Source organism: Roseateles hydrophilus (assembly GCF_026712245.1).
In the GTDB taxonomy this organism is placed as follows: domain Bacteria; phylum Pseudomonadota; class Gammaproteobacteria; order Burkholderiales; family Burkholderiaceae_C; genus Pelomonas; species Pelomonas hydrophilus.
On sequence record NZ_JAPPUY010000006.1, the window covers coordinates 185,150 to 210,336 of the forward strand.

Below are 25,187 nucleotides of genomic sequence, written 5' to 3' on the forward strand. Positions count from 1 at the left end.
CCGTGAGCATCGCGGTCCCCTCGGGGGCTGAGGCCGGGCACATGGAGCCCAGTGGGCGCGACGTGCCTGCCGAAGGGCTGCGGCACTGCCGCAGCGCGGTCTGCAGGACCGACCAGACCCGCCCGCGTCCAGCGCGGCGGGCTGGGCGAGGGGCCAACGGTCCTTATCGTTTGATGCTCGCCATCACCTGGTCAAACGAGCCGCCGTCCGCAAAGTGCTGCTTGCTGACCTTGGCCCAGCCGCCCAGCGTCTGGTCCACCGTGAACAGCTTGATGTTGGCGAAGCGCTGCTGGTGCTTCTTGAAGATGGCCGGGTCGCGCGGGCGGAAGTTGTTCTTGGCGATGATTTCCTGAGCCTCGGGTGTCCAGTGGAAGTCCAGGTAGGCCTTGGCCAGCGCGGCCGTGCCCTTCTTGGCGGCGACCTTGTCGACCAGCGCGACCGGCGCGTCCGTCTCGATGGAGATGCTGGGGTTGACCTGCTCGAAGTTGCCCTTGCCGAACTCGTTCTCGATCAGCTCCACCTCGGCCTCGAAGGTGACGAGCACGTCACCGATGCCGCGCTGTGTGAAGGTGGTCGTCGCGCCGCGGCCGCCGCCGTCCAGCACGGGCACGTTGGTCAGCACCTTGGTGACCAGCTCGCGCGCCTGGGCCTCGGTGCCGCCATTGGCGATGACGCTGCCCCAGATGGCCAGGTAGCTGTAGCGGCCGTTGCCCGTCACCTTGGGGTTGGGCAGGATGACCTGCACGCCGGGGCGGGCCAGGTCGGCCCAGTCCTTGATGCCCTTGGGGTTGCCCTTGCGCACCAGGAAGGTCATGGTCGACGAATAGGGCGCCGCGCCGTTGGGGAAGCGGCTGCGCCAGTCGGCCGGCGTGAGGCCGCTGCTGGCGAGCTGGTCCACATCGGTGGCCTGGTTCATCGTCACCACGTCGGCTTCCAGGCCGCCGATGACGGCGCCGATCTGCTTGCTGGAGCCGCCGTGGCTCTGGTTCACGGCGACGGTCACGCCCTTGGCCTTCTGGGCGGCGATGAAGGCCGGATTGATCTGCTTGTACAGCTCGCGGGCCACGTCGTACGAGACGTTCAGCAGCGTCGGGTCGGCGGCCAGCGCAGGCAGCGAGGCGGAGGCCGTCAGCAGGGCGAGGGCGGTGCGGCGGGTCAGCAGGGAGAGGGACATGTCGTGACCATCGGTGGAAGGAAAGCCGAGAGGGTGCCCCAAGTCCCTTATTCGCCAAACGACAGTTTGCTTATTTCCTTATTCGAAATGCACCAGTCGGTGGCACGTGGTTTGCTGGCCTGTTGCGCATGCCCTTGCCCGTGCCGCCCACGCTGACCGACCCGCCGCTGGCCTCCGAGGCAGCCCACCGCCGCCTGACGCTGCTGCTGGAAAGCACGGGCGAGGGCATCTTCGGCATCGACATGGCCGGCCGTTGCACCTTTGTGAACCGCGCCGCCTGCGAGCTGCTCGGCTGGCGCACCGACGAGGTGCTGGGGCGCAACATGCACCAGCTCATCCACCACTCGCGCGAAAGCGGTGCGCACTACCCCGAGTGCGACTGCCCCATCTTCAACGCCTTCCGCCGCGGCGACCCTTGCCGCATCGCCGACGAGGTGCTGTGGCGGGCCGACGGCAGCGCCTTCCCGGCGGAGTATTCGAGCTACCCGGTCATCGAGCACGGCGAGGTGCAGGGCGCCGTCGTCACCTTTGTCGACATCTCTGCCCGCCGCCAGGCCGAGGCCGCACTGCGCGCCAGCCACGACGAGCTGGAGCGGCGCGTGGCTGAGCGCACGGCCGAACTGCGCGAGCTGGCGCATCACCTGGAGGCCGCCCGCGAGGCCGAACGCAAGCGCATCGCCCGTGAGGTGCACGACGAACTCGGCTCGCTGCTGGTGGCGCTGAAGATGGACATGGGCTGGCTGGCGCGGCGCGTGGGCGACGCGGCCCAGCGCGAGGCCATGCTGGCCAAGTGCGACCGCATGGGCGGGCTGGTGGACACGGCCGTGGACGCGGTCGGCCGCATCATCACGGACCTGCGCCCCAGCATCCTGGACCACCAGGGCCTGTGGGCCGCGCTGGAGTGGCAGGCGCAGGAGTTTCAGCGGGCCGGCAGCGACGAGCGCGAGGTCGATGTCCAGATGCATGTTGCCGCCGACGTGATGCCGCCAGAAGGTGGCCTGGCCATCGCCGTGTTCCGCATCTTCCAGGAGGTGCTGTCCAACGTCGCCCGGCATGCGCGCGCGCGCCGGGTTCACATCCGCATCGACGTGGACGCGCCGCCCGGACCGGTGCTGTATCTGCAGGTGCGTGATGACGGCGTGGGGGCCACGCCCGCGGCGCTCGCCGATGCGCGCAGCTACGGCGTGCTGGGCATGCGCGAGCGGGCGGCGCATTTCGGCGGCCGCCTAACCATCGAGAGCCGCCCAGGGCGCGGCACGACGGTGCGGTTGGTGATGCCCTTGGAGACGCTGCAATGACGCGCACCGAGCGCCGGGCCGCCCCAAGCCGGGCCGCGCTCCGCTCGGGGGACCGGCCGACGTACTCGTCGGACGAGGGGAACGCATGATCCGCGTGCTGATCTGCGACGACCACCTCATCGTCCGCCAGGGCATCAAGCAGGTGCTGGCCGAGGCTGAGGACATCCGTGTGGTCGGCGAGGCCGCCAACGGGCCCGAGGCCATCCAGCAGGTGAGGGCGGCGCCGCCGGACGTCGTGCTGCTGGACATCGCGATGCCGCAGCGCGACGGGCTGGACATCCTGAAGGCGCTGAAGTCCGAGTTCCCCCGGCTGCCGGTGCTGATGCTCTCCACCTACCCGGACCGCCAGTACGCCGTGCGCAGCCTCAAGCTGGGCGCCGCCGGCTACCTGAACAAGAGCGCCGACAGCGAGCAGATGATCGACGCCGTGCGCAGCGTGGCACGCGGCAAGCTGTTCATCACGCCCAGCGTGGCTGAGCAGCTGGCCGGTGCCATTGGCGCGGGCGGGCGCACGCCGCAGCACGATCAGCCGCTGCACGAGACGCTGTCGCACCGCGAGCACCAGGTCTTCCAACTGCTGGCTGCCGGCCGCAGCGTGGGTGAAATCGCCGAGCAGTTGGTGTTGTCGCCCAACACCGTGTCCACCTACCGGGCCCGCGTGCTGGAGAAGCTCGGCGTGCGCAACGACGTGGAGCTGGCGCTGTTTGCGGTGCGTCGGGAGCAGGCGGTCTAGCGTCGCTTGCTTGAAAGTAAAACCGCGTTCCGTTTTGGCGCGGTACATTGCCGGCCGCATGAACCACCGCGCCGGCCGGCGCACAGAAAGAACCCCATGAGCGCCACCCAAGCCATCGCCGAAGCCTTCACCACTGCCCGCGCCGCCGGCCGTTCCCTGGACGCCTACCCCGGCACGCCGCCCGCCACGCTGGCCGAGGCCTACGCCATCCAGGCCGCCGCCATCGCCCACTGGCCCGACGCGGTCAAGGGCTGGAAGGTGGCCCGTGTGAACCCGGCCTTTGCCGCCCAGTTTCCTGAAGAACGCCTGATCGGCCCGGCCTTCGCGCCCAACGTCCACTTTGTCGAGGCCGCTGGCACCGCCACCTGCCCGGTGTTCGAGGGTGGCTTTGCGGCCGTGGAGGCCGAGGTCGTCATCGTCGTCGCCGAGGACCAGCCCGCCGGCAAGGCCGACTGGACGGCCGACACCGTGCGGCCCTTCGTCAAGTCCATGCACATCGGCGTGGAAGTCGCCAGCAGCCCGCTGGCGACGCTGAACGACATCGGCCCGGGCGCGGTGATCTCCGACTTCGGCAACAACTGGGGCGTCGTTGTCGGCGCCGAGATCGCCAATTGGCAAGCGCTGGAAACGATCGACGTCGAGACCTTCATCGACGGCGCCTCGGTCGGCACCGGCAAGGTCAACATCAAGGCCGGCCCGCTGGGCGCGCTGGCCTTCACGCTGAACAAGCGGGCTCAGCAGGGCACGGTGCTGAAGGCCGGCGACGTGATCTCCACCGGCATGATCACCGGCGTGCACGACATCCGCATCGGCCAGCAGTCGCGGCATGTATTCGCGGGCTGCGGTGAGGTTCAGGTGCAGATCACCAAGGCCTGACGACCTGCAGCCAGGCGCAGCCACCCGCTGCGCCTGGCGTTCGTGAAGACGCTTGCCGCCGCGCAGTCCGACGATCAAGAGGGTGGCCGCCTCTGCCGGGCGCCCCCTGAAAGTGCCGCCATGCCCATTGCCTCGCTCCGATTGAAGTTCTGTGCGGCTGTGCTGCTCGCCGCGTCCGCCACCATGGCTGCAGCGCAGACCAAGTGGCCGATCAACACCTGGGTGTTCACCTCGTTCCAGGGCAATGGCGACGGGCTGCACCTGTCGACCAGCGAGGACGGCCGCAGCTGGAAGGACCTGGGCAAGGTCTTCGTGAAGCCCTCGGTCGGCAGCGGCCTGATGCGCGACCCCCACATCCTGCGTGGGCCGGATGGCATCTTCCGCATGGTCTGGACGACCGGCTGGAAGGACAAGGGCATCGGCTACGCGTCGTCCAGCGACCTGGTGAACTGGTCCCGGCAGCAGTACCTGCCCCTGCTTGAGAAGGTGCCGGGCACCAACAACGCCTGGGCGCCTGAAACCTTTTTCGACGAGGCCGGGCAACAGTACGTCATCACCTGGTCGTCAGACATCGATGGGCGGTTCAAGGAGACCAAGTCCACGGAGCGGATGAACAACCGCACCTACTTCGTCACGACCAAGAACTTCGATACCTTCAGCGCCCCCCAGGTGCTGATCGACCCCGGCTTCGACCACATCGACACCACCTTGCTGCGCAGCGGCAAGCGCTACATCGCGGTGTTCAAGGAGGGTGACCGCCAGAAGGCCAAGGCCTGGGGCGCCATTCGTTGGGCGGTGGCGGATGCCGCCCTCGGGCCTTACCGCCTGATGCCCGAGCCGCTGGTGGCCGGCAAGCGAGTCGAGGGCCCGACGCTGGCTGTTGCAGGCGACAAGGTGCGGCTGTATGTCGACCATTACGCCGACGCCCGCTACGGCGCCTTCGAGACCACCGACTGGCAGACCTGGACCGATGTGTCCGAGGGCCTCGCCGTGGCCAAGGGCCAGCGCCACGGCACGGTGCTGGCCGTGCCTGCATGGCTGGCCAAGGACCTGGAGAGTGCGCAGCCCTCAGGCCAGCCGGCAGCGCCCGTGCCTGCGCCCCCGGCCGCACTGGACGGCTACACCGCCGACCCGGCCATCCGCGTGTTTGGCGACACCTACTACATCTATCCGACCTCGGACAAACCCAACTGGCAGACGACGGACTTCTCGGTGTGGTCCTCCAAGAACCTGGTCGACTGGAAGAACGAAGGCAAGGTGCTGGACGTCGCCAACGACCTGAAATGGGCTCGCATCGAGGCCTGGGCGCCGGATGTCATTGAGCGCAACGGCACCTACTTCATGTACTTCTGCGCCCAGGGCAACATCGGCGTTGCGACCGCTAAGTCGCCGCTGGGCCCCTTCGTCGATGCGCTGGGCAAGCCCCTGCTCGCCAAGGGCATGGGTGTGCAAACCAACACCATCGACCCTTACCCCTTCATCGATGACGATGGCCAGGCCTACCTCTATTTCGGCAACGGCAAGCTGGGCAACGTCGTCAAGCTCAAGCCCGACATGCTGACGCTGGACGGCCCGGTGCAGACCATCGCGTTGAAGGAGCACCGTGAAGGCGCCGTCGTGTTCAAGCGCGCGGGCAAGTACTACTTCATGTGGTCCATCGACGACGCCCGCAGCCCCAACTACCGCGTGGGCTGGGGCACGGCCGATTCGCCGCTCGGGCCGGTGACGTCGCCGCAGGACGGCTTCATCGTGCTGCAGAGGAACGGCAGCGCCGTGGGAACGGCTCACCACAGCGTCGTCAACGTGCCGGGTACCGACCGCTGGTACGTGGCCTATCACCGCCACGCGCTGCCGGAGGGCGGCGGCTTCCAGCGGCAGACGGTGCTTGCGAGGATGGAGTTCACGGCGGACGGGGCCATCCGGCCCATGGACCCGATGCGCGTGCCGTTCAAGCCTGGCGACCTGGGCGAACCCCTCGTCAACGGGCGCGGCCGGCCTTGAGGTGAGCGAGGCCCACCAGCCTGCTACCTGCGGAAAGTCTCGACGTAGCGCCTGGCCTCCTGCCCGACGACTTCGGCCAGCCCCGGCAGCTTCTCGACCAGCGGTGCCAGGTCTTGCAGCGCTTGCCCAGTGATGCAGCGGGGCGGCCCTCGGCCCCGATCGACTTTCAACGCTCGCCGTAGTCTGCACGCCAAGAGGCTGCGCTCAGCGCGCTGATGTCTCGATTGATGGCTGATTGAAGTGCCGATGGGTCAGTCGCCGCAGTTGCGGTCAGGGCGCGGTGCATGTGCTCTGCCAGCACCGACCCCACCGCATGAATCGCCTCGTGGCGCCGCAGCCCCTGGGCCTGCAGTCGCTGCATGGCCTGCACGGTCGGACCGAAGCCGGTGGCGATCTGGTTCTCCACGATTACGTGCAGGGCCGCATGGGCCTTTTGGCCACCAGCCCGCTCCTTGTGCACGCTGTGGAAGTGAGTGACCGCGTGGAGGCGTTGCGCCTCGGGCAGTGCCAGCCAGCTTGCTACATCGGGTGATGCATCGGGGTTGTAGGTGGTCAGGTGCTTGGCTGGGGACATGTCGTGCCTCGCCAGGATTCTGCAGAACCGGCTGGGTTCTGACGAGCGCGCGGTTCCAGCCTACAACTGCTCGCGCCGGCTGTGATTCGGGGTAGGTTGGGGTTAAGGAACTGAACCCCAACGATCGGGGCAGGTGTGAGGGTGTTGGGGTTCGCCTTGCTCACCCTAACCTACGGGCTGACCGCCTGTTCGTGTATTTGCTTCTTGGTTTGGGGCGGTGATGGGGACACCAATTTGTGCGTCGGGGCGCCGTTGGGGTTCGCCATGCTCACCCCAACCTACGGGCTGGGCTCGGTGGAGGAGTTAGCGGCCTCTCGCTCGGTAGGACGAAGGTCAACGCTATAGACGTCTCCGACTCGGTAGAGCAAAGACAGAAGAAACTCTCCTGCTGCCCCGGAGTAGGCATGAAGCATCTTGCGGCTGACCAGCACCGGCTGATTGATCTTCAGTTTTAACCATGGGCAGTCTGAACGGAGTCGCCTGTCAGCGCGGCCGCTGCGATGGGCTATCGCGTTTCTGATCTGCTGTAACTCAAAGAGAGTTTGGCCACAGCCGTCGGGCAACTGGAACGACAACCCGAACGGTTGCAACAAAGACTCAAACCGCGTGGCTCCACGCTTGAGAGGACTTGCGAGTTCTTGTTCTAGCAATTCCACCAGGAACTGCGCTTGCTCCGCCTTCTGAAGCAGCAGGTACTCGCCAAGTCTGACGCGCAGTTTTTGGACAGCCGGTACATCCAGTGCATCGCGTCGATGGGTGAGCCAAAGCGCGACGAATCCTTTCACGAAGTGTTCCATCCAGCTCCAAAGAGCGACGACAGCAAGTCCGTGCAACACGGGAAAGTCCTTTTCTACCTCTGTGCCTGCGAGTTCCGATTCCTTCTGGGCACGCTCCAACTTCTTCACAGAATCTGGGTGATCGGAATTGCCTTCCACATCAGCCAGCACTTTGACGATCTTCGGCATTCCGCGAAGCACGCTGATTCCTCGGGCGCTGATATCAGTGATCTGCATGAGTAGTTCGTGCGAGTTCAGTGACTCCTTGAAGTGGTCAGTGATCCACTCGGGCAGCTTTCGCGCGTTGGTTCCGGCGGATGGGCTCGCTACTTTGCGCTTTGCAGGCATTTAAGGCACCTAATGTGTTCTAGGGCGACATCAACCGCTGCTTTAGACAGCCTGCCTGCGCCCTAGAGCGGCGGCCAGCACGTTTGGCAAGCGCTTGAGTCGGCACAGAAAATCTCCCACAGCTCCGCTGTTCTATACAACACAAAATTTCCAGCAAATGCGACGCGCACTTACAAGTTCTCCGCCGTGCGTTTTGCTTGCCGTTGGCGGCTGATGATGCCAGGGGCGCTGGCGCTCGCCCCGCTTCTCCCCGCCGCTGAACCTCCAGGTTTTCCCTCGTAGTTCCACCCCTACAAAAACTCGCCGCCCCCCACGATTCCGCGACGGCGTGTGGGTTCCTAGAGTCGTTCCCATCCTGAGGAGCACTCGATGACCCACGATCCCTACGACGCCGACCGCCCACTGCTGATGCGTTGCGCCTGCGGCCAGCACGCCAGCGCGGCTGACCATGCCGCCGCCGAACTGCGCACCCGCAGCGAAACCGCCGACTTCGAGGCCGAGTCGGCCAGCTTCGTCGAGGCGTCGCTCGTGAAGGCGCTGTTCCCGCAGGACGCGCTGCGCCGCCGCTTCCTGAAGGCCGTGGGCCGCAACACGGCGATGGCGGCCATCTCCAGCGTGCTGCCCGTCGCCAGCCTGCAGGCGATGGCGCAGGGCACGACCGGTGCGCTGGAGAAGAAGGACCTGAAGATCGGCTTCATCCCCATCACCTGCGCGACGCCGCTGATCATGGCGCACCCGCTGGGCTTCTACAGCAAGCAGGGGCTGAATGTGGAGGTCGTGAAGACGGCGGGCTGGGCGCTGATCCGCGACAAGATGCTGAACAAGGAGTACGACGCCACGCACTTCCTGTCGCCGATGCCGCTGGCCATCAGCCTGGGCCTCGGCGCGCCGGCCACGGCTATGAATGTGGCCACCATCCAGAACACCAACGGCCAGGCCATCACGCTCAGCGTGAAGCACAAGGACAAGCGCGACCCCGCGAGCTGGAAGGGCTTCAAGTTCGCGGTGCCCTTCGAGTATTCGATGCACAACTTCCTGCTGCGCTACTACGTGGCGGAAGCGGGGCTGGACCCGGACCGCGACATCCAGATCCGCGTGGTGCCGCCGCCCGAGATGGTGGCCAATCTGCGGGCCGGCAACATCGACGGTTTCCTGGGCCCGGACCCGTTCAACCAGCGCGCGGTGTTCGAGGAGGTGGGCTTCATCCACCTGCTCACCAAGGAGCTGTGGGACGGACATCCGTGCTGCGCCTTCGGCACCAGCGCCGAGTTCATCCAGAAGAACCCCAACACCTTCATCGCGCTGTACCGCGCGGTGCTGACGGCCGCGGCGATGGCGCGCCAGGCCAAGAACCGCGAGCTGATCGCCAAGGTCATCGCGCCGCAGGCCTATCTGAACCAGCCCGAGACCGTCATCGCCCAGGTGCTGACCGGCAAGTTCGCCGATGGCCTGGGCAACGTGAAGGTAGTGCCCGACCGCGCGGACTTCGACCCCATGCCCTGGCAGAGCATGGCCGTGTGGATGCTCACGCAGATGAAGCGCTGGGGCTATCTGAAGGGCGATGTGAACTACAAGCAGATCGCCGAGAAGGTGTTCCTGCTGACCGACGCGCGCAAGCAGATGAAGGCGCTGGACATGGCGGTGCCGGAGGACAAGACCGGCGGCTACGCGAAGTTCAAGGTCATGGGCAAGGAGTTCGACGCGGCCAAGGCTGATGCCTACGTCAACAGCTTCGCCATCAAGCGAGCTTGACGTGCAGAAGTCTCTGACCTTCCGCGCTGGCCTGCTGTCGCTGCTACTGCTGGGCTGCCTGCTGGGCCTGTGGCATCTCGCCACGCTGGGCGGCACACAGGCTGCCGCGCCAGCAGCCATGACGCCCGAGCAGATCGAGTACGCCAAGCTGATGGGCAAGCCCATCGACGCCACGCCGGTGGCTGCCAAGAGCGGCTTCCCGACGCTGGCGCAGATGGGCAGCGTCGCGGTGCGCCACCTGTCCGAACCCTTCTACGACCGCGGCCCCAATGACAAGGGCATCGGTCTGCAGCTGGCCTACTCGCTGGGCCGCGTGGGGCTGGGATATCTGCTGGCCGCGCTGGTGGCCATTCCGCTGGGCTTCGTCATCGGCATGAGCCCGCTGATCCACCGCGCGCTGGACCCGTTCATCCAGGTCCTGAAGCCCATCTCGCCGCTGGCGTGGATGCCGCTGGCGCTCTACACGATCAAGGACTCGGCTGCGAGCGGCATCTTTGTCATCTTCATCTGCAGCCTGTGGCCCATGCTGATCAACACCGCCTTCGGCGTGGCCGGCGTGCGGCGCGAGTGGCTGGACGTGGCGCGCACACTGGAGGTTAGCCCACTGCGCCGCGCCTTCGAGGTCATCCTGCCGGCGGCGGCGCCCACCATCCTGACGGGCATGCGCATCAGCATGGGCATCGCCTGGCTGGTCATCGTGGCCGCCGAGATGTTGGTCGGCGGCACAGGCATCGGCTACTTCGTCTGGAACGAGTGGAACAACTTGAGCCTGCCCAACGTGCTGTTGGCCATCCTCGTCATTGGCCTCGTGGGCATGGGGCTGGATCTCCTTTTCGCTCGTGCCCAGAAAGCGGTGACCTATGCCGACTGAACTCGTCCAAGTCCAAGGCCTGGCCAAGCGCTATGGCGACGCGACCGTCTTCGACGGCGTCAACTTCACGCTGACCGAGGGTGAGTTCGTCTGCATCATCGGCCACAGCGGCTGCGGCAAGACGACCATCCTCAACGTGCTGGCCGGGCTGGAGCAGGCCAGCGGCGGCCACGTCTTCATGGCCAACCGCGAGGTGAACGCGCCGGGCCTGGAGCGTGGCGTCGTGTTCCAGGGGCACGCGTTGATGCCGTGGCTGACGGTGCGCCAGAACATCGCGTTCGCGGTGCGCAGCAAGTGGCCGGGCTGGAGCCGTGCCGAGGTCGATGCGCAGGTGCAGAAGTACGTCGCGCTCGTCGGCCTGACGCCAGCTCTCGACAAAAAGCCCAGCCAGCTCTCCGGCGGCATGAAGCAGCGCGTGGGCATCGCGCGGGCCTTCGCCATCGAGCCGCGCATGCTGCTGCTGGACGAGCCCTTTGGCGCGCTGGATGCGCTGACGCGCGGCACCATCCAGGACGAGCTGCTGAAGATCTGCGCCGCCACGCGCCAGACCGTCTTCATGATCACGCACGACGTGGACGAGGCGATCCTGCTGGCCGACCGCATCCTGCTGATGGCCAACGGCCCGCAGGCGCGCGTCGCGGAGATCGTCGTCAACACGATGAGTCGTGACCGCCAGCGCGCCACGCTGCACCACGACCCACAGTACTACCGCATCCGCAACCACCTCGTCGACTTCCTGGTGGAGCGCAGCGCCACGCTGTCCCATGGCAAGGCACCCGAACACCCGCCCGAAGTGCGGCCAGGCCTGGCGCCGGTCGCTGAAGTCATTCCTCTCGAATCCGTCCCCACCTCACTCAGGAGCCACGCATGAGCCGCCTCGCCGTCACCGAAAAAATCATTGCCACCAAGGTCGCCAAAGGCATCAAGTGGGCCGACGTGGCCGCCGACATCGGCCTCAGCAAGGAGTGGGTCACCGCCGGCTGCCTGGGCCAGATGACCTTCAACGACGAGCAGGCCGCCAAGCTGGCCAAGACCTTCGACCTGACCGAAGCCGAGGCGCAGTGGCTCAAGGTCGTGCCCTACAAGGGCAGCCTGCCGACCAGCGTGCCCACCGACCCGCTGATCTACCGCTTCTACGAGTTGATCAGCGTCTACGGCACGACCTTCAAGGAACTGATCCATGAAGAGTTCGGCGACGGCATCATGAGCGCCATCGACTTCAAGATGGACCTGCAGCGCGAGCCCAACGCGATGGGTGACCGCGTCAGCATCGTCATGAGCGGCAAGTTCCTGCCCTACAAGACCTACTGACAGGTTCAGCCGGCCAGGCCGGCGTAGACGTGCTGCACGTCGTCGTTGTCGTCCATCGCGGCCAGGAAGCTCTCCACCTCTTCCAGCTGTTCCGCCGTCAGGCTGCTGGCGGCCACCGGGTTCTTGGGTCGGTAGCCCAGCTTGGCGCTCAGCACCGTGAAGCCTTGCGCCGGCAGCGCCCGGCTGACCAGATCCAGGTCGGTCGGGTCGGTCAGGAAGACGGTGACGCCGTCTTCGTCGGCCGGCAGCAAGTCTTGCGCGCCGGCCTCGATGGCGGCCGCGTCGGCATCCGCGCCGGCCGCGGCGGGCTCGGCCTCGATGAGGCCGACATGATCGAAGTCCCAGCTCACCGAGCCCGGCGTGCCTTGCTGGCCCTTGCGGAACAGCACGCGCATGTCCGACGCGGCGCGGTTGGTGTTGTCCGTCAGCACCTCCACCATCACCGGCACGCGGTGCGGCGCAAAGCCTTCGTAGATGACCTGCTCGAAGTTCACGGTCTCGCCGGTGAGGCCGGCGCCCTTCTTGATGGCGCGGTCCAGCGTGTCCTTGGGCATGGACACCTTGCGCGCCGCTTCCACGGCCATGCGCAGCTTGGCGTTGTCCTTGGGGTCAGCGCCGCCGCGCGCTGCCAGCATGATGTCCTTGGCCAGCTTGCCAAACAGCTTGCCCTTGGCATTGGCCGCGATGTCTTTGTGTTTGGCTTTCCATTGCGCGCCCATGGGGAGTCCTGTGTCGTCGGGTGGGTGGGCCCGGTGCACAAGGCGTGTCGGGCGGGGGCGTTACTGTAAGTCGCCAGCCGACGCGGCCGGCTGTCAGGCTCGGCGGCGCCAGGGTTGCCACCGGCGTGTGATGGCGAGCGCGAGGCAGTAGGCCCACAACACGGCGATGGCACTCGCCTGTGCGGCCAACGGAAGGGCCGATGTGCCCGGAAAGTAGAAGCGCGTGAAGCCGTAGAACCAGATGGTTTCCGCCAGCAGCCAGCCGGCCGTCAGCACCGCGCCGACGGTGCCGACAAGTCGCGGCAGGCGGGTCGAGCTCAATCCGAACTCCCCAAGGTCGCCACCACTTTTCGCGACTGCCCGCTGCGCCACACCGTCAGCGTCACCCGCTCGCCGATCTGCCGCGTCTCCAGCAGCGACAGCATGTCGTCCAGGTCGGCCACGGCCTGGCCGTCCACCGCGGTGATCACGTCGCCCTGCACGATGCGGCCGCTGCGGTCGCGGCCGAAGGCCTTGAGGCCAGCGGCGGCGGCCGGGCTGCCGTTGCCCACGTCCACCAGCAGCACGCCCTTGGGCGCCCCCAGCGCACGAGAGAGGTTCTCCGGCCCGGCGGTCACGCCCAGCGCGGGGCGGATGAAGCGCCCATCGCGGATCAGGCGCGGCACGATGCGGTTGACCTCGTCCACCGGGATGGCGAAGCCGATGCCCGCGCTGGCGCCGCTGGGGCTGTAGATGGAGGTGTTGACGCCGATGAGCCGGCCAGCGGAGTCCAGCAGCGGGCCGCCGGAGTTGCCGGGGTTGATGGCCGCGTCGGTCTGGATGGCGCCCTTGATCGTGCGCCGCGTGACGGACTCGATCTCGCGGTTCAGCGCCGAGACGATGCCGGTGGTCAGCGTCTGGTCCAGGCCGAAGGGGTTGCCGATGGCGTAGACCTTCTGGCCCACCTGCAGGTCGCGGCTGGCGCCGACCGCAATCGCCGGCAGCTTGGTCGCAGGCGCTTCGATGCGCAGCACGGCGATGTCACGGTCGGGGAAGGCGCCCACCAACTTGGCCGGGTAGCTGCTCTGGTCGTGCAGCGTGACGGTGGCGCGGTCGCCGCCCTGGATGACGTGGAAGTTGGTGACGATGTGGCCGTCGGCATCCCACACAAAACCGGTGCCGGTGCCGCTGGGCTGCTCGCTGGTGCGTAACGAGAAGAAATCTCTCTGCACTTGTAGCGTTGTGATGTGCACCACCGACGGGCTTACGCGTTTGAACACACCGATGTTGTTCATCTCCTCGGCGTCCAGCGCGCCGCGGGCGCTCACCGGCCGGGGCTGGGCGGCCTTGTTCTGGGCCTCGGCAGCGCCGGCGGCGAGCCATACGATGAGCGAGAGTGCGAGCAGACGCAGGAACATGGCGCAAGCCGTGGCGGTGTCGATGCCGCGCATTGTGGTGGCACAGGAAGGGTTGCACATGAGGCGAGCGTTATGGGGGCTGGGGCTGGGTCTGGCGATGTCGGCGGCGTCGGCCCAGCAGGTGTGGCGCTGCGAGGTGGATGGCAAGGTCAACTTCAGTGACAAGCCCTGCCCGCAGGCCGGCAAGCCGGTGGCCGAGCGCAGCCTGCGGCCCAATGTGGTGGACGCGATCAAGCCGGAGCTGGTGGACGCGGCCATGGGCCGGGGCGCGGCGTCCGCGCCGGCCGCCGCGCCCACGCCGGGCAATGCCTGCCCGGGTGACGGCGAACTGCGCGGCATGGAGACGCGCGCGGGTTCCACCACGCTGGGCGAGCCCGAGCGCCAGTTCCTGCAGGACGAGCTGCGCCGCGCCCGCCAGTGCCGCGCGGGGCAGGGCCGCTACCGCGACGCCGACTGGGACATCAGCCGCGAGGCGCAGGCCGCGCAGACGCAGTTCAGCGACCGCGTGCGCCTGGCCGCCCGCGAGCGCGCCGAGGCCATGCACAGCGCGGCCGACCCGGTGGAGGGCGACCGCATCGCGCGCCGTCGCCTGGCCGAGGAGCGCGCGGCGCAGCGCCAGCAGCAGCAACAGCAGCGGGCCCAGAATGCGGCCTCCGTGCCCTCCCGCTGAGCCCTTGCTGCCGGCCGACCTCGACTTGACTGCCTCCCGTTCCGACCGCCTCGACGCCCTGCGCGGCGCTGCCATCGTGTGGATGGCGGCGTTCCACTTCGGCTTCGACCTGAACCACTTCGGCTGGATTCGCCAGGATTTCTACCGCGACCCCGTCTGGACCTGGCAGCGCACCGCCATCGTCAGCCTGTTCCTGTTCTGCGCGGGCGGCGGCCAGGCGCTGGCCGTGGCCGCGGGGCAGGGCGCGGCGCGCTTCTGGCGGCGCTGGGGCCAGGTGGCGGGCTGCGCGCTGCTGGTGTCGGCCGGTTCGTGGGTCATGTTCCCGAACAGCTGGATCAGCTTTGGCGTGCTGCACGGCATGGCGGTGATGCTGGTGCTGCTGCGGCTGGGCCTGGCGCGCTTGCCGGATGGCGTGCTGCTGGGCGTCGCGCTGCTGGCCCTGGCAGCGCCGCAGCTGGTGGCGCAGCGCTGGTTCGATACCCGCTGGACGAACTGGGTGGGGCTGGTGACGCGCAAGCCCATCACCGAGGACTACGTGCCCGTGCTGCCGTGGCTGGGCGTGATGCTGCTGGGCTTCGTCGTGACGCGCCGCTGGCCGGGGCTGTGGGCGGGCGCTGCGCCGCGCCCGCTGGCCGTGCTGGGGCGCTGGTCGCTGAGCTTCTACATGGTCCACCAGCCCGTGCTGATCGGGCTGTTGCTGGCCGTCCAGTTCCTGCGTTGAGGAGACCTGTCCATCATGAAGAACAAGCTGCTTGCGGCCGCCCTGGGCCTGCTGCTGTCCGCTGCCGCCAGTGCGGCGCCCTTCACCTGGCCCGGCGGCGCGAAAGCGGCCGTCAGCCTGGGCTATGACGACGCGCTGGACAGCCAGCTGGATCACGTCATCCCGGCGCTGAACCAGCGCGGCCTGCGCGCCAGCTTCTACATCCCCATCAACGGGCCCACGTTGCCCGCGCGCCAGCACGAGTGGAAGGCCGCCGCGGCGGCCGGGCACGAGCTGGGCAACCACAGCCTGTTCCACAGCTGTTCGGCCAATGGGCCCGGCCGCACCTGGGTGCAGCCGCACCGCGACCTGGAGCGCCAGACGGCGGCGCAGGTGCAGGAGCAGGTCATCGCGGCCAACACCTGGCTGCAGTCGCTGGACGGCCGCACGCGCCGCACGTTCACGCCGCCGTGCTTCGACCTGACGGCCGGCGGGCAGGACTTCGCCAAGGCGCTGCAGCCGCACTTCGTCGCCTTCCGCGCCGCGCCGCCCGCGCTGACGACCGATACCGCGCAGCTGGACCCTTATGCGATGCCGGCCTACTTCGTCGAAGGCTGGACGGGCGAGCAGTTGATCGCCCTGGTCGAGAAGGCGGCGGCGCAGGGCGCGATGGTGTCGCTGCTGTTCCACGGCGTGGGCGCCGAGCACCTGAGCGTGACGCGCGAGGCGCACGATGCGCTGCTGGACCATCTGGCGAAGAACAAAGCGCGCTTTTGGACCGACTCGATGGTCAACATCATGGAAAACCTGCGCAAGCAGGCGGGCCGCTGACAATACGGGCATGAGTTCGCCCAAGTCCGTCCTGTTCGGCTTTCACGCCGTCACCGTCCGCCTCAAGACCCAGCCGGGTTCCGTTGCCGAGGTCCACTTCGACCCCGCGCGGCGTGATCAGCGCATGCGCGCCTTCATCGAGCGTGCCAAGGAGGCCGGCGCGAAGCTGGTGGAGAGCAGCGACGAGCGGCTCAGCCAGCTGGCCGGCAGCCCGCGCCACCAGGGCGTCGTCGCCCGCGTGGCGGCCATCGCGCAGCCGCATTCGCTGGACGACGTGCTGGACGCCGTGGAAGACCCGCCGCTGGTGCTGGTGCTCGACGGCGTGACCGACCCGCACAACCTCGGTGCCTGCCTGCGCGTGGCCGATGGCGCCGGGGCGCATGCCGTCGTCGCGCCCAAGGACCGCGCCGTGGGCCTGAACGCTACGGTGGCCAAGGTGGCCAGCGGTGCGGCCGAGACGGTGCCCTACCTGATGGTCACCAACCTGGCACGCACCTTGAATGAGCTGAAGGAACGCGACATCTGGGTCGTCGGCACGTCGGACCAGGCCGAGCGCTCGATCTATGACCTCGACCTGAAGCGCCCCATTGCCTTCGTGCTGGGCGCCGAAGGCGAGGGCATGCGGCAGCTGACGGCCAAGACCTGCGACGAGCTGGTGCGCATCCCGATGGCCGGCGCCGTCGAGAGCCTGAACGTGTCGGTGGCGTCGGGCGTGTGCCTGTACGAGGTGCTGCGCCAGCGGACTGCGTCGGGCAGTCGATAATTCTGACTGTTTAGAAAAACTGGGAGTTCCCGCCATGGCCGTCATCGAAGTCAAGCACCCGCTCGTCAAGCACAAGATCGGCTTGATGCGCGAGGCGGACATCTCGACGAAGAAGTTCCGCGAGCTGACGGGCGAGATCGCACGGCTGCTGGCTTACGAGGCCACGGCGGACTTCCCGACCGAGAAGGTCACGATCAACTGCTGGAGCGGCCCGGCCGAGTGCGACCAGATCGCCGGCAAGAAGGTCACCGTGGTGCCCATCCTGCGCGCGGGCCTGGGGATGCTGGACGGCGTGCTGGACATCCTGCCCAACGCCAAGGTGTCCGTCGTCGGCCTGGCGCGCGACCACGAGACGCTGAAGCCGGTCAACTACTTCGACAAGTTCGTCGGCAGCCTGGAAGCCCGCACGGCGCTCATCATCGACCCCATGCTGGCCACGGCCGGCAGCATGATCGCCACCGTCGACCTGCTGAAGGCGCGCGGCTGCAAGGATGTGCGCGCGCTGGTGCTGGTGGCCGCGCCCGAGGGCGTGAAGGCGCTGCAGGAAGCCCACCCCGATGTGCGCTGCTGGACGGCCGCCATTGACAGCCACCTCAACGACGTCGGCTACATCATTCCGGGCTTGGGCGACGCCGGGGACAAGATTTTTGGCACGACATGAGGCCCCCCGCTCAGCCTCGCGCCGCTGAACGCGGGCGAGGCTGATCAGCCCCCCGAGGGGGCGGCGATGCTCGCGGGGCGTGCCCCGCTCGCACATCGCCCCAGGCGGGCCGGCTTGGGGCGGCCCGGCGCTTGGCCCGCAAATGCGGTCAGCGCAGCACGTCTTTGAGTGCCTGGCGCAGCAGCGCCAGCCCGTCCGCCAGCTCGGCTTCGCTGACATTCAGCGCCGGCATCAGCCGGATGAGGTGAGGGCGGGGCGCGTTGAGCAGCAGGCCGACGGGTTCCAGCGCCTGGGCGGCGGCGACGACCGCGGGGGCCACGTCCGCAGGCAGCACCAGCGCCCGCAGCAGGCCCAGGCCGCGTTCACCGATCAGACCGAACTCCCGCGCCAGCGACTTCAGGCCCGCTGACAGCTGCTCGGCGCGCGCCCGCACGCCGGCCAGGAACTCGGGGCGGCACACGGCGTTGACAACGGCCAGGCCCACGGCGGCCATCAGCGGGTTGCCGGCGAAGGTGCCGCCCTGGTCGCCGGGCTCGAAGCAGTTGAATTCTTCCTTGCACAGCAGTGCCGCCAGCGGCACGCCGCCGCCCAGGCCCTTGGCCAGCGTCATCACGTCGGGTTCGATGCCGTAGTGCTCGTACGCAAAGGCGTGGCCGCAGCGGCCGATGCCGGTCTGCACCTCGTCGGCGATCAGCAGCACGCCGCGCTCGGCGGTCAGCGCGCGCAACTCGCGCACGAAGCCCGGGTCAGCGACGACAACGCCGGCCTCGCCCTGCACCAGCTCGATCATGACGGCCGCCGTGCGCGGCGTCAGCGCGCGCTCCACCGACGCGATGTCGTTCAGTCGTGCCTTCGCAAAGCCCGCCGGCATGGGCGCGTAGATATCGCCCCAGCCCGGCTTGCCCGACGCGCTCATCATGGCCAGCGTGCGGCCATGGAAGGCCTGCTCGAAGCCGACGATCTCGTGCGCGCCGCTGCGCCGGCGGCTGCCCCAGCGGCGTGCCAGCTTCACCGCACCCTCGTTGGCCTCCGCGCCCGAACTGGCCAGGAACACGCGGTCGAAGCAGCTGATCGCGACCAGCCGCCCGGCCAGGTCCAGCAGCGGGCGGTTGTAGTACGCCGGGCTGGGGTTCAACAGCCGCTGCGACTGGGCCAGCAGCGCCTGGGTGATCAGCGCCGGGCTGTGGCCCAGGCTGTTGACGGCCCAGCCCTGGATGAGGTCGAGGTAGCGCTTGCCGCCCTCGTCGATCAGCCAGGCGCCGTGCCCGTCGGCAAAGACGGTGGGCGGCCGTTGCGTGATGGTGATCAGGTCTTGTCCGGGGTCGCTCATGGGGTGTCCTTCCAGTCGTGGTCCATCTGCCGCGCAGTGAGCGCGGCCAGTTCGTGGCCGTGCAGGCGCCGCACCAGGTGCAGGCACATGTCGATGCCCGCGGTGATGCCCGCCGACGTGAGCACCGCGCCTTCGTCCACCCAGCGCACGCCAGCCCGCACCTGCACGGCCGGGCGCAGTGCCTGCAGCGCTGCGAGGTCTTCCCAGTGCGTGGTGGCGGCCAGGCCGTCCAGCACGCCGGCCTGGGCCAGCATCAGTGCGCCAGTGCAGACCGACGCCAGTACGGGCGCCGACCGCCGCTGCGCGGCGATCCAGGCCAGCGTCTGCGGCTGCTGCAACTCGGCATCGACCACGCCGCCGGGCACGATGGCGGCGTGCAGTGGCGGATGGTCGTGCAGCCCATGGTCGGGCTGCACGCGCAGTCCGGCGCGAGCCCGCACCGGCGCGGCGTCGCGCGCCACGGTGCTGACCGTGAACAGCGGGGCGGTGCCGGCCGGCTGGCTGCGGCCATGCACCCGCGCGGCGGTGGTGAACACCTCGTAGGGGCCGGCCATGTCCAGCAGCTCCATGTCGTCGAAAACCAATATGCCGATGTGCATCGTGGGGCGGCCTCCTTGCGCCAACGTGATCGCCAGGCCGGCAGTGTGCGGCGCTGCTTGCATGGCCGCCATGACGCAGTTCCCACCTTTTCTGCCAAGATGCGGCATGGCTTGTCGCATCACCTTCGTGCTGTTCCCCGGCTTTCAGCAGCTGGACCTGGCCGGCCCCATGGCCGTGTTCGAGGTGGCTCGCCTCGCGCGGCCCGGCAGCTATGACTGGCGGCTGGTGGCGAGCGCGCCGCCGGCTGCGCACAGCTCGGCCGGTGTGGCCTGGCCGGTGCAGGGCCTGCCGCGTCAGCTGGGCAGTGCGGACCTGGTGATGGTGATCGGCGGCGACGGCGTGGATGCCGCGTGTGCTGACACCCGGCTCATCCGCTGGCTGCAGCGCGCGGGCGGCTCGGGCGCGCGCATCGCCAGCATCTGCAGCGGCAGCCTGGTGCTGGCGGCGGCCGGGCTGCTGGACGAGCGCACGGCCACCACGCATTGGTCGCGCGAGCGGCAGTTCGCGACCGACTACCCGGCGGTGCGGTTGCAGCCCGATCGCATCTATGTGCGCGAGCCTCCGGTGCGCGGCCGCCTGCCAGAGGTGTGGACCAGCGCCGGCATGACCGCCGGCATCGACCTGTGCCTCGCGCTGCTGGCCCACGACCACGGCGAGGACCTGGCCCGCGAGGCGGCGCGCCAGCTGGTGGTGGAGCGGCGCCGGCCGGGCGGGCAGTCGCAGTTCTCGCCGCTGCTGGAGCTGCAGCGCCCGGAAGGCCGCTTCGCCGCGCTGCTGGACGAGGTGCGCCGCGACCTGCGACCAGACCATGGCGTGGAGGCGCTGGCGGCCCGCGCCTGCATGAGCCCGCGTCACTTCGCGCGCAGCTTCCGCGCCGAGACGGGGGCGACACCGGCCGAGGTGGTGGAGCGGCTGCGCGTGGAGGCCGCGCGTGCGGCGCTGGAGGGCGGGGCGGCGTCGGTGCAGCGGGTAGCGCTGGACTGCGGCTTCGGCAATACCGAGCGCATGCGCCGCGCTTTCGTGCGCCGCCTGGGTCGGCCGCCGGCGGCCTTCCGCCGCGGCTGAGGCTTACACCCAGCCCAGCGCCCCCAGCACGCCGCCGCCCAGCACCAGCCACACCAGCGCCAGGCGCGTCTTCAGCGTCAGGCTGATGGTGGCGGCCATCAGCGCCAGCGCGCCCCAGCGGTGGCTGTCGTCGCGCGCGAAGGGCAGGGCCAGCAGCCAGCCGGTGGCGAACACCAGGCCCAGCGTCAGCGGCATCAGCCCGGCCGAGAACGCCCGCAGCGCCAGGTGGCCGCGGTTGGCGCGCATCCAGCGCGTGGCGGCCAGCGTCAGCACGGTGGACGGCAGCAGGATGCCGGCCATGGCCGCGGCCGCCCCCTGCAACCCGGCGACGTTGAAGCCCAGCACCGCCACGAACAGCACATTGGGACCGGGCGCCGCCTGGGCCAGCGCGATCGACGAGGTGAAGCCGGCCTCGGTCAGCCAGCCGGTGCGGTCGACCAGGAAGCGGTGCATCTCCGGCACGGTGGAGATGGCGCCGCCGATGGACAGCAGCGACAGTGTCAGGAAGTGCAGGAACAGCTCGGTCAGCATGGCGCGCTCAGCGGGGCAGGCGCCACCAGGCCAGCGCCATGCCCGCGCCACCCAGCAGCGCCAGCACGGTCACCAGCGGCCAGCGCAGCAGCGCGATCAGCACGAAGGCCAGCGCGGCCAGTGTGAAGGCCAGCGGCCGGCCCAGCGGGCTGGTCGTGAGCGCCGGCAGCATCTTGATGCCGGTGGCGACGATGAGGCCGGCCGCCACCGCCCCCATGCCGCGCAGCGCGTCCAGCGCCACCGGATGGGCGCCCAGCTGCTGGAAGCCAGCGGCCAGCCCCAGCACGAGCAGTCCCGGCACGGCCAGCATGCCCGCCAGCGCTGCCACCGCGCCGCGCAGGCCGAAGAAGCGGTCGCCCACCATCATGGACAGGTTCACCACGTTGGGCCCGGGCAGCACCTGCGCAATGGCCAGCGTCTCCACGAACTCCTCGGTGCTGAGCCAGCCCAGGCGCTCCACCAGCTCCCGCTGGGCAACCGCCAGCACACCGCCGAAGCCCTGCAGCGCCAGCCGCGTGAACGCGATGAAGAGATGGGCCGGCGAAGTCGGGCGGTTCAACGCAGGACTTTCAGCGCCTCGGGGTTGACGATGTTCGTGGGCGCGGCGTTGATGAAGTTCAGCACGTTGTCGAAGGCCGCGTCGAAGTACATCTCGTAGCTGTCCTGCTCCACATAGCCGATGTGCGGCGTGCAGACGGCGTTCTCCAGCCGCAGCAGCGGGTGGCCCTGCAGGATGGGCTCGGTCTCGAACACGTCGATGGCGGCCATGCCCGGCCGGCCGCGGTTTAGCGCCGACACCAGCGCGCCCTCGGTCAGCAGCTCGGCGCGCGAGGTGTTGACGAACAGCGCCGTGGGCTTCATGCGGCTCAGGTCCTCGGTGGTGACGATGGCGCGCGTGGCGTCGCACAGCCGCAGGTGCACGGACAGCACGTCCGACTCGGCGAACACCGCCTCGCGGCTGGGCGCGGCGCGGTAGCCGTCGGCCTCGGCGCGCAGCCGCGAGCTCTCGCTGCCCCACACCACCACGTTCATGCCGAAGGCCCGGCCGTAGCCGGCCACCAGCTGGCCGACCTTGCCATAGCCCCAGACGCCCAGCGTCTTGCCGCGCAGCACCATGCCGACGCCGAAGTTGGGCGGCATGGACGCGGCCTTGAGCCCGGCCTGTTGCCAGGCGCCATGCTTGAGGTTGCCGATGTACTGTGGCAGCCGGCGCATGGCCGCCATGATGAGCGCCCAGGTCAGCTCGGCCGGCGCCACCGGGTTGCCCCCGCCCTCGGCCACTGCGATGCCCAGCCGCGTGCAGGCTTCCACGTCGATGTGGCTGCCGACCCGGCCGGTCTGCGAGATCAGCTTGAGCCGTGGCAGCTTCTCCAGCAACTGGCGCGGGAAGGCGGTGCGCTCGCGGATCAGCACCAGCACCTCGGCGTCGCGCAGCCGCACCGACAGTTGGCCGATGCCCTTGACGGTGTTCGTGAAGACCTTGGCGTTGAGGTGGTCCAGCTTGGCCGCGCAGCGCAGCTTGCGCACGGCGTCCTGGTAGTCGTCGAGGATGATGACGTTCATAGCTCGGGCCATTGTGCCGCGTGCTACGCGGTGTCATGACGGCAGCGCTAGCATCGACCGATCGTTGAACGGAGACCCCGCGATGACCCAGATTTCCATGCACGGCGCCAGCGCGCCGGTGTTCGCCCGCATGCTGGACAACATGCTGGCCTGGCTGGATGCCGCCCGCGCCCACGCCGAGGCCAAGAAGTTCTCGACCGACGTCTACCTGACGCTGCGTCTGGCGCCGGACATGCTGCCCTTCCCCAAGCAGATCCAGATCGCCAGCGATGCCGCCAAGGGCTGCGTGGCGCGGCTGGCCGGCGTGGAGCTGCCGCGCTACGAGGACACCGAGGCCACGCTCGACGAGCTGGCCGAACGCATCCGCAAGACGCGTGACTTCGTGCGCTCGGTGCCGGCGGCGGCCTTCGACGGCAGCGAGGCGCGCGAGATCAGCATCCCGCGTCGCGTGGGTGAGCCGCTGAAGTTCGACGGCCTCAGCTACCTCAACCATTTCGCGCTGCCCAACTTCTATTTCCACGCGACAACCACCTATGCGCTGCTGCGCCATGCCGGCGTGCCGCTGGGCAAGGGCGACTACCTGGGCGCCTGAGCGCGCTGGCGGGTCTCCCGCGGCGGCAGCTGGCGGCGAAAAGTGCGCAGGCGACCCGCCAATTGAGCGGATCTGAACGCCGTTGACGGCGCAGAATCGAGGCCAACTGACACCGGTGGGCATCCCGCCGCCGGTGTGTCGCGTCCGCACGAGCCCTTGCCACCCATCCATACCATGGACATCGCCAGTCCCAGCATGCTGACCCTGAGCGTCCCGCAGGCGCTTCAGGCCGATTGGGCGCAGCTGATGGACGACGTGAAGGCACGCCGCCTGGCGCTGCCGGCGCTGATGACGCGCGCCGCCGAGCTGCAGGCCCAGGGCCACGGCGAGCTGGCCGGCGAGCTGTACCGTGCGTGGGTCGACCACGACGACAGCCCGCTGCGGCTGGCGGCGCTCTACAACCTCGGCACCGTCTGGTCGGGGCTGGGCCGGCACCAGGACGCCGAGCAGGTCTACCGCGAGGCGCTGGCGATCAAGCCCGACTTCCTGCAGGCCCGCGTGAACCTGGGCCACCAGCTGGAGAACCAGGGCCGCAAGGACGAGGCGCTGCAGACCTGGCAGGAAGCCGCCGACAGCACGACGACCGCCGAGTTCATGGGCTCCTCGGCCCACGGGCTGCGCCTGCACGCGCTGAAGAACATGGCCCGGCTGCTGGAGCAGGAGCGGCGCTTCCCCGAGGCGGAAGCCCTGATGCGCCGGTCGCTGGCGCTGCAGGCCGATCAGCCCGATGTGCTGCAGCACTATGTGCACATCCGCCAGAAGCAGTGCGCCTGGCCCGTCTACGAGCCGGTGGGCGAGGTCACGACCAACCAGCTTCTGTGCAACACCTCGCTGCTGGCCATGCTGAGCTACAGCGACGACCCGGCGCTGCAGCTGATGACGGCCCAGCGCTTCGTCCACGAGAAGGTGGCCAAGATCAGCGCGCCACCGCTGCACAGCCGCGTCAAGCGCGAGGGGCGGGTGCGCATCGGCTATCTCTCCGGCGACCTGCGCATGCACGCCGTGGGTTTTCTGACGCCGGAGATCTTCGAGCTGCACGATCGCTCGCGCTTCGAGGTGTTCGCCTTCTGCTGGAGTGGCGACGACGGCAGCGCCCAGCAAGCGCGCATCCGCCGCGCGATGGACCATGTGATCCCGCTGCAGGGGCGCAGCGATGAGCAGGCAGCTGAGCTGATCGCATCCTGCGGCATCGACGTGCTGGTGGACCTGCAGGGCCTGACCAACGGCGCCCGCCCCGACATCCTGGCCCGCCGGCCGGCGCCGGTGCAGGTCGGCTACCTGGGCCTGCCGGCCACGTCGGCGCTGCCGGGGGTGGACTGGATCATCGCGGATCGCTACGTGATGCCCCCCGAGTACCTACCGTACTGCACCGAGCGGCCGATCTACCTGAAGCACTGCTACCAGTCCAGTGACCGACAGCGCCCGGTGGGCCCCACGCCCACGCGTGCCCAGGTCGGGCTGCCGGACGAGGGCTTCGTGTTCTGCTCGTTCAACAACAACCACAAGTACACGCAGCCCATGTTCGAGGCCTGGATGCGCATCCTGGCCGCCGTCCCGGGCTCGCTGCTGTGGCTGCTGGCCGACAACGACAAGGCCCGCCAGAACATGCTGGCCCAGGCCGAGCGCATGGGCGTGGCGGCCGAGCGCTTGTTCTTCGCGCCGCGCGCGGCGCCGCCGGATTACCTGGCCCGCTTCCAGCTGGCCGACCTGGTGCTGGACACCTTCCCGTTCAATGCCGGCACCACCGCGAACGACTGCCTGTGGATGGGCACGCCCATCCTCTCCCTGAGTGGCCGCAGCTACATCTCGCGCATGGCCGGCAGCCTGCTGACGGCCGTGGGCCTGCCCGAGCTGGCGGTGAACTCGCTGGCCGAGTACGAACGCATGGCCATCACCATCGGCCGCCAGCCGGCGCGGGCGCAGTCCTACAAGCGCTACTTGGCCGAGCACGGCCGTTCGTCCCCGCTGTTCGACATGCCGGCGCTGGTGCGCGACATGGAAGACCAGTTCGAGCAACTGGCGCTGGCGCGCCGCTGAGCTGACCCGGAGAC

27 protein-coding genes are annotated in these 25,187 nt (G+C 68.8%); 16 read left to right on the forward strand and 11 right to left on the reverse strand.

All coding sequences use genetic code 11. The features are described 5' to 3' along the window. Positions 1 to 163: 163 nt before the first annotated feature. Positions 164 to 1,174: a sulfate ABC transporter substrate-binding protein gene (locus NYO99_RS20495; RefSeq protein ID WP_268169157.1), complete on the reverse strand. Its 1,011-nt coding sequence runs from the start codon at positions 1,172 to 1,174 to the stop codon at positions 164 to 166. 128 nt (positions 1,175 to 1,302) lie between these two features. Here NYO99_RS20495 and NYO99_RS20500 point away from each other — a divergent pair, with 128 nt between their 5' ends. From NYO99_RS20500 to NYO99_RS20515, 4 genes are all read left to right on the forward strand, one after another. Further along, positions 1,303 to 2,472, forward strand: a complete 1,170-nt coding sequence (locus NYO99_RS20500) for a PAS domain-containing sensor histidine kinase (RefSeq protein ID WP_268169158.1) — start codon at positions 1,303 to 1,305, stop codon at positions 2,470 to 2,472. An 85-nt stretch (positions 2,473 to 2,557) separates the two neighbouring features. Then, the gene (locus NYO99_RS20505; protein ID WP_268169159.1) at positions 2,558 to 3,205 is read left to right on the forward strand and encodes a response regulator; all 648 of its coding nucleotides are present in this window, start codon (positions 2,558 to 2,560) and stop codon (positions 3,203 to 3,205) included. A 96-nt stretch (positions 3,206 to 3,301) separates the two neighbouring features. Further along, a complete protein-coding gene (locus NYO99_RS20510; RefSeq protein ID WP_268169160.1) occupies positions 3,302 to 4,081 on the forward strand; it encodes a hypothetical protein in 780 nt (259 codons plus the stop codon). A gap of 120 nt (positions 4,082 to 4,201) precedes the next feature. Next, positions 4,202 to 6,082: a glycoside hydrolase family 43 protein gene (locus NYO99_RS20515; RefSeq protein ID WP_268169161.1), complete on the forward strand. Its 1,881-nt coding sequence runs from the start codon at positions 4,202 to 4,204 to the stop codon at positions 6,080 to 6,082. Between the two features lie 166 nt (positions 6,083 to 6,248). Here NYO99_RS20515 and NYO99_RS20520 read toward each other — a convergent pair whose 3' ends face one another. Continuing rightward, positions 6,249 to 6,656, reverse strand: coding sequence for a hypothetical protein (locus NYO99_RS20520; RefSeq protein WP_268169162.1), 408 nt, complete (start codon positions 6,654 to 6,656; stop codon positions 6,249 to 6,251). 278 nt (positions 6,657 to 6,934) lie between these two features. Continuing rightward, a complete protein-coding gene (locus NYO99_RS20525; RefSeq protein WP_268169163.1) occupies positions 6,935 to 7,780 on the reverse strand; it encodes a hypothetical protein in 846 nt (281 codons plus the stop codon). A gap of 369 nt (positions 7,781 to 8,149) precedes the next feature. Here NYO99_RS20525 and NYO99_RS20530 point away from each other — a divergent pair, with 369 nt between their 5' ends. The 4 genes from NYO99_RS20530 to cynS are packed head-to-tail and all read left to right on the forward strand — an operon-like array spanning position 8,150 to position 11,714. Next, the gene (locus NYO99_RS20530) at positions 8,150 to 9,532 is read left to right on the forward strand and encodes a CmpA/NrtA family ABC transporter substrate-binding protein (protein ID WP_268169164.1); all 1,383 of its coding nucleotides are present in this window, start codon (positions 8,150 to 8,152) and stop codon (positions 9,530 to 9,532) included. Further along, complete coding sequence (gene ntrB, locus NYO99_RS20535; RefSeq protein ID WP_268169165.1) at positions 9,495 to 10,403, forward strand: nitrate ABC transporter permease; 909 nt, start codon at positions 9,495 to 9,497, stop codon at positions 10,401 to 10,403. Before NYO99_RS20530 ends, ntrB begins: the two co-directional genes overlap by 38 nt. After that, positions 10,393 to 11,274: an ABC transporter ATP-binding protein gene (locus NYO99_RS20540; RefSeq protein WP_268169166.1), complete on the forward strand. Its 882-nt coding sequence runs from the start codon at positions 10,393 to 10,395 to the stop codon at positions 11,272 to 11,274. Before ntrB ends, NYO99_RS20540 begins: the two co-directional genes overlap by 11 nt. Next, on the forward strand, positions 11,271 to 11,714 hold the full coding sequence (gene cynS / locus NYO99_RS20545; protein ID WP_268169167.1) for a cyanase: 444 nt from the start codon (positions 11,271 to 11,273) through the stop codon (positions 11,712 to 11,714). Before NYO99_RS20540 ends, cynS begins: the two co-directional genes overlap by 4 nt. 5 nt (positions 11,715 to 11,719) lie before the next feature. On the opposite strand, the gene NYO99_RS20550 is transcribed toward cynS, so the two are convergent. From NYO99_RS20550 to NYO99_RS20560, 3 genes are all read right to left on the reverse strand, one after another. After that, the gene (locus NYO99_RS20550; protein WP_268169168.1) at positions 11,720 to 12,433 is read right to left on the reverse strand and encodes a YebC/PmpR family DNA-binding transcriptional regulator; all 714 of its coding nucleotides are present in this window, start codon (positions 12,431 to 12,433) and stop codon (positions 11,720 to 11,722) included. 93 nt (positions 12,434 to 12,526) lie between these two features. Then, a complete protein-coding gene (locus NYO99_RS20555; RefSeq protein ID WP_268169169.1) occupies positions 12,527 to 12,754 on the reverse strand; it encodes a hypothetical protein in 228 nt (75 codons plus the stop codon). Then, a complete protein-coding gene (locus NYO99_RS20560; RefSeq protein WP_268169170.1) occupies positions 12,751 to 13,830 on the reverse strand; it encodes a S1C family serine protease in 1,080 nt (359 codons plus the stop codon). The genes NYO99_RS20555 and NYO99_RS20560 overlap by 4 nt, the downstream gene beginning before the upstream one ends. A gap of 58 nt (positions 13,831 to 13,888) precedes the next feature. Between NYO99_RS20560 and NYO99_RS20565 the strand changes: the two genes are divergently transcribed. The 5 genes from NYO99_RS20565 to upp all read left to right on the forward strand — a co-directional run bounded on the left by NYO99_RS20565 (position 13,889) and on the right by upp (position 17,455). Then, complete coding sequence (locus NYO99_RS20565) at positions 13,889 to 14,500, forward strand: hypothetical protein (RefSeq protein ID WP_268169171.1); 612 nt, start codon at positions 13,889 to 13,891, stop codon at positions 14,498 to 14,500. Between the two features lie 82 nt (positions 14,501 to 14,582). Further along, positions 14,583 to 15,221, forward strand: a complete 639-nt coding sequence (locus NYO99_RS20570; protein WP_422395525.1) for an acetyltransferase domain-containing protein — start codon at positions 14,583 to 14,585, stop codon at positions 15,219 to 15,221. A 15-nt stretch (positions 15,222 to 15,236) separates the two neighbouring features. Continuing rightward, positions 15,237 to 16,031, forward strand: a complete 795-nt coding sequence (locus NYO99_RS20575) for a polysaccharide deacetylase family protein (RefSeq protein WP_268169173.1) — start codon at positions 15,237 to 15,239, stop codon at positions 16,029 to 16,031. A 10-nt stretch (positions 16,032 to 16,041) separates the two neighbouring features. Then, on the forward strand, positions 16,042 to 16,794 hold the full coding sequence (gene rlmB / locus NYO99_RS20580) for a 23S rRNA (guanosine(2251)-2'-O)-methyltransferase RlmB (RefSeq protein WP_268169174.1): 753 nt from the start codon (positions 16,042 to 16,044) through the stop codon (positions 16,792 to 16,794). Between the two features lie 34 nt (positions 16,795 to 16,828). Continuing rightward, complete coding sequence (upp, locus tag NYO99_RS20585) at positions 16,829 to 17,455, forward strand: uracil phosphoribosyltransferase (protein WP_268169175.1); 627 nt, start codon at positions 16,829 to 16,831, stop codon at positions 17,453 to 17,455. Positions 17,456 to 17,603: 148 nt separating this feature from the next. On the opposite strand, the gene NYO99_RS20590 is transcribed toward upp, so the two are convergent. Both NYO99_RS20590 and NYO99_RS20595 read right to left on the reverse strand, forming a co-directional pair. Continuing rightward, positions 17,604 to 18,785 carry an acetylornithine transaminase gene (locus NYO99_RS20590; RefSeq protein WP_268169176.1) on the reverse strand — a complete coding sequence of 394 codons (1,182 nt, stop codon included), beginning with the start codon at positions 18,783 to 18,785 and terminating at the stop codon, positions 17,604 to 17,606. Beyond that, positions 18,782 to 19,384 carry a DJ-1/PfpI family protein gene (locus NYO99_RS20595; RefSeq protein WP_268169177.1) on the reverse strand — a complete coding sequence of 201 codons (603 nt, stop codon included), beginning with the start codon at positions 19,382 to 19,384 and terminating at the stop codon, positions 18,782 to 18,784. The genes NYO99_RS20590 and NYO99_RS20595 overlap by 4 nt, the downstream gene beginning before the upstream one ends. A gap of 106 nt (positions 19,385 to 19,490) precedes the next feature. Here NYO99_RS20595 and NYO99_RS20600 point away from each other — a divergent pair, with 106 nt between their 5' ends. After that, entirely contained in the window at positions 19,491 to 20,450 is a 960-nt protein-coding gene (locus NYO99_RS20600; protein WP_268169178.1) for a GlxA family transcriptional regulator, read from the forward strand. A gap of 3 nt (positions 20,451 to 20,453) precedes the next feature. Here NYO99_RS20600 and NYO99_RS20605 read toward each other — a convergent pair whose 3' ends face one another. The 3 genes from NYO99_RS20605 to NYO99_RS20615 are packed head-to-tail and all read right to left on the reverse strand — an operon-like array spanning position 20,454 to position 22,544. After that, complete coding sequence (locus tag NYO99_RS20605; protein ID WP_268169179.1) at positions 20,454 to 20,981, reverse strand: chromate transporter; 528 nt, start codon at positions 20,979 to 20,981, stop codon at positions 20,454 to 20,456. A 7-nt stretch (positions 20,982 to 20,988) separates the two neighbouring features. Beyond that, the gene (locus tag NYO99_RS20610) at positions 20,989 to 21,540 is read right to left on the reverse strand and encodes a chromate transporter (RefSeq protein ID WP_268169180.1); all 552 of its coding nucleotides are present in this window, start codon (positions 21,538 to 21,540) and stop codon (positions 20,989 to 20,991) included. After that, positions 21,537 to 22,544: a D-2-hydroxyacid dehydrogenase family protein gene (locus tag NYO99_RS20615; RefSeq protein ID WP_268169181.1), complete on the reverse strand. Its 1,008-nt coding sequence runs from the start codon at positions 22,542 to 22,544 to the stop codon at positions 21,537 to 21,539. The genes NYO99_RS20610 and NYO99_RS20615 overlap by 4 nt, the downstream gene beginning before the upstream one ends. Positions 22,545 to 22,626: 82 nt before the next feature. Here NYO99_RS20615 and NYO99_RS20620 point away from each other — a divergent pair, with 82 nt between their 5' ends. Beyond that, entirely contained in the window at positions 22,627 to 23,136 is a 510-nt protein-coding gene (locus NYO99_RS20620) for a DUF1993 domain-containing protein (protein ID WP_268169182.1), read from the forward strand. Positions 23,137 to 23,310: 174 nt separating this feature from the next. Beyond that, the gene (locus tag NYO99_RS20625) at positions 23,311 to 25,173 is read left to right on the forward strand and encodes an O-linked N-acetylglucosamine transferase, SPINDLY family protein (RefSeq protein ID WP_268169183.1); all 1,863 of its coding nucleotides are present in this window, start codon (positions 23,311 to 23,313) and stop codon (positions 25,171 to 25,173) included. Positions 25,174 to 25,187: the final 14 nt, after the last annotated feature.

What these genes read in the sequence shown, in the direction of transcription:
- NYO99_RS20495 (WP_268169157.1), bottom strand. Translation starts at nt 1,174, where the DNA reads ATGTCCCTCTCCCTGCTGACCCGCCGCACCGCCCTCGCCCTGCTGACG.
- NYO99_RS20500 (WP_268169158.1), top strand. Translation starts at nt 1,303, where the DNA reads ATGCCCTTGCCCGTGCCGCCCACGCTGACCGACCCGCCGCTGGCCTCC.
- NYO99_RS20505 (WP_268169159.1), top strand. Translation starts at nt 2,558, where the DNA reads ATGATCCGCGTGCTGATCTGCGACGACCACCTCATCGTCCGCCAGGGC.
- NYO99_RS20510 (WP_268169160.1), top strand. Translation starts at nt 3,302, where the DNA reads ATGAGCGCCACCCAAGCCATCGCCGAAGCCTTCACCACTGCCCGCGCC.
- NYO99_RS20515 (WP_268169161.1), top strand. Translation starts at nt 4,202, where the DNA reads ATGCCCATTGCCTCGCTCCGATTGAAGTTCTGTGCGGCTGTGCTGCTC.
- NYO99_RS20520 (WP_268169162.1), bottom strand. Translation starts at nt 6,656, where the DNA reads ATGTCCCCAGCCAAGCACCTGACCACCTACAACCCCGATGCATCACCC.
- NYO99_RS20525 (WP_268169163.1), bottom strand. Translation starts at nt 7,780, where the DNA reads ATGCCTGCAAAGCGCAAAGTAGCGAGCCCATCCGCCGGAACCAACGCG.
- NYO99_RS20530 (WP_268169164.1), top strand. Translation starts at nt 8,150, where the DNA reads ATGACCCACGATCCCTACGACGCCGACCGCCCACTGCTGATGCGTTGC.
- ntrB (WP_268169165.1), top strand. Translation starts at nt 9,495, where the DNA reads ATGCCTACGTCAACAGCTTCGCCATCAAGCGAGCTTGACGTGCAGAAG.
- NYO99_RS20540 (WP_268169166.1), top strand. Translation starts at nt 10,393, where the DNA reads ATGCCGACTGAACTCGTCCAAGTCCAAGGCCTGGCCAAGCGCTATGGC.
- cynS (WP_268169167.1), top strand. Translation starts at nt 11,271, where the DNA reads ATGAGCCGCCTCGCCGTCACCGAAAAAATCATTGCCACCAAGGTCGCC.
- NYO99_RS20550 (WP_268169168.1), bottom strand. Translation starts at nt 12,433, where the DNA reads ATGGGCGCGCAATGGAAAGCCAAACACAAAGACATCGCGGCCAATGCC.
- NYO99_RS20560 (WP_268169170.1), bottom strand. Translation starts at nt 13,830, where the DNA reads ATGTTCCTGCGTCTGCTCGCACTCTCGCTCATCGTATGGCTCGCCGCC.
- NYO99_RS20565 (WP_268169171.1), top strand. Translation starts at nt 13,889, where the DNA reads ATGAGGCGAGCGTTATGGGGGCTGGGGCTGGGTCTGGCGATGTCGGCG.
- NYO99_RS20570 (WP_422395525.1), top strand. Translation starts at nt 14,583, where the DNA reads ATGGCGGCGTTCCACTTCGGCTTCGACCTGAACCACTTCGGCTGGATT.
- NYO99_RS20575 (WP_268169173.1), top strand. Translation starts at nt 15,237, where the DNA reads ATGAAGAACAAGCTGCTTGCGGCCGCCCTGGGCCTGCTGCTGTCCGCT.
- rlmB (WP_268169174.1), top strand. Translation starts at nt 16,042, where the DNA reads ATGAGTTCGCCCAAGTCCGTCCTGTTCGGCTTTCACGCCGTCACCGTC.
- upp (WP_268169175.1), top strand. Translation starts at nt 16,829, where the DNA reads ATGGCCGTCATCGAAGTCAAGCACCCGCTCGTCAAGCACAAGATCGGC.
- NYO99_RS20590 (WP_268169176.1), bottom strand. Translation starts at nt 18,785, where the DNA reads ATGAGCGACCCCGGACAAGACCTGATCACCATCACGCAACGGCCGCCC.
- NYO99_RS20595 (WP_268169177.1), bottom strand. Translation starts at nt 19,384, where the DNA reads ATGCACATCGGCATATTGGTTTTCGACGACATGGAGCTGCTGGACATG.
- NYO99_RS20600 (WP_268169178.1), top strand. Translation starts at nt 19,491, where the DNA reads ATGGCTTGTCGCATCACCTTCGTGCTGTTCCCCGGCTTTCAGCAGCTG.
- NYO99_RS20605 (WP_268169179.1), bottom strand. Translation starts at nt 20,981, where the DNA reads ATGCTGACCGAGCTGTTCCTGCACTTCCTGACACTGTCGCTGCTGTCC.
- NYO99_RS20615 (WP_268169181.1), bottom strand. Translation starts at nt 22,544, where the DNA reads ATGAACGTCATCATCCTCGACGACTACCAGGACGCCGTGCGCAAGCTG.
- NYO99_RS20620 (WP_268169182.1), top strand. Translation starts at nt 22,627, where the DNA reads ATGACCCAGATTTCCATGCACGGCGCCAGCGCGCCGGTGTTCGCCCGC.
- NYO99_RS20625 (WP_268169183.1), top strand. Translation starts at nt 23,311, where the DNA reads ATGGACATCGCCAGTCCCAGCATGCTGACCCTGAGCGTCCCGCAGGCG.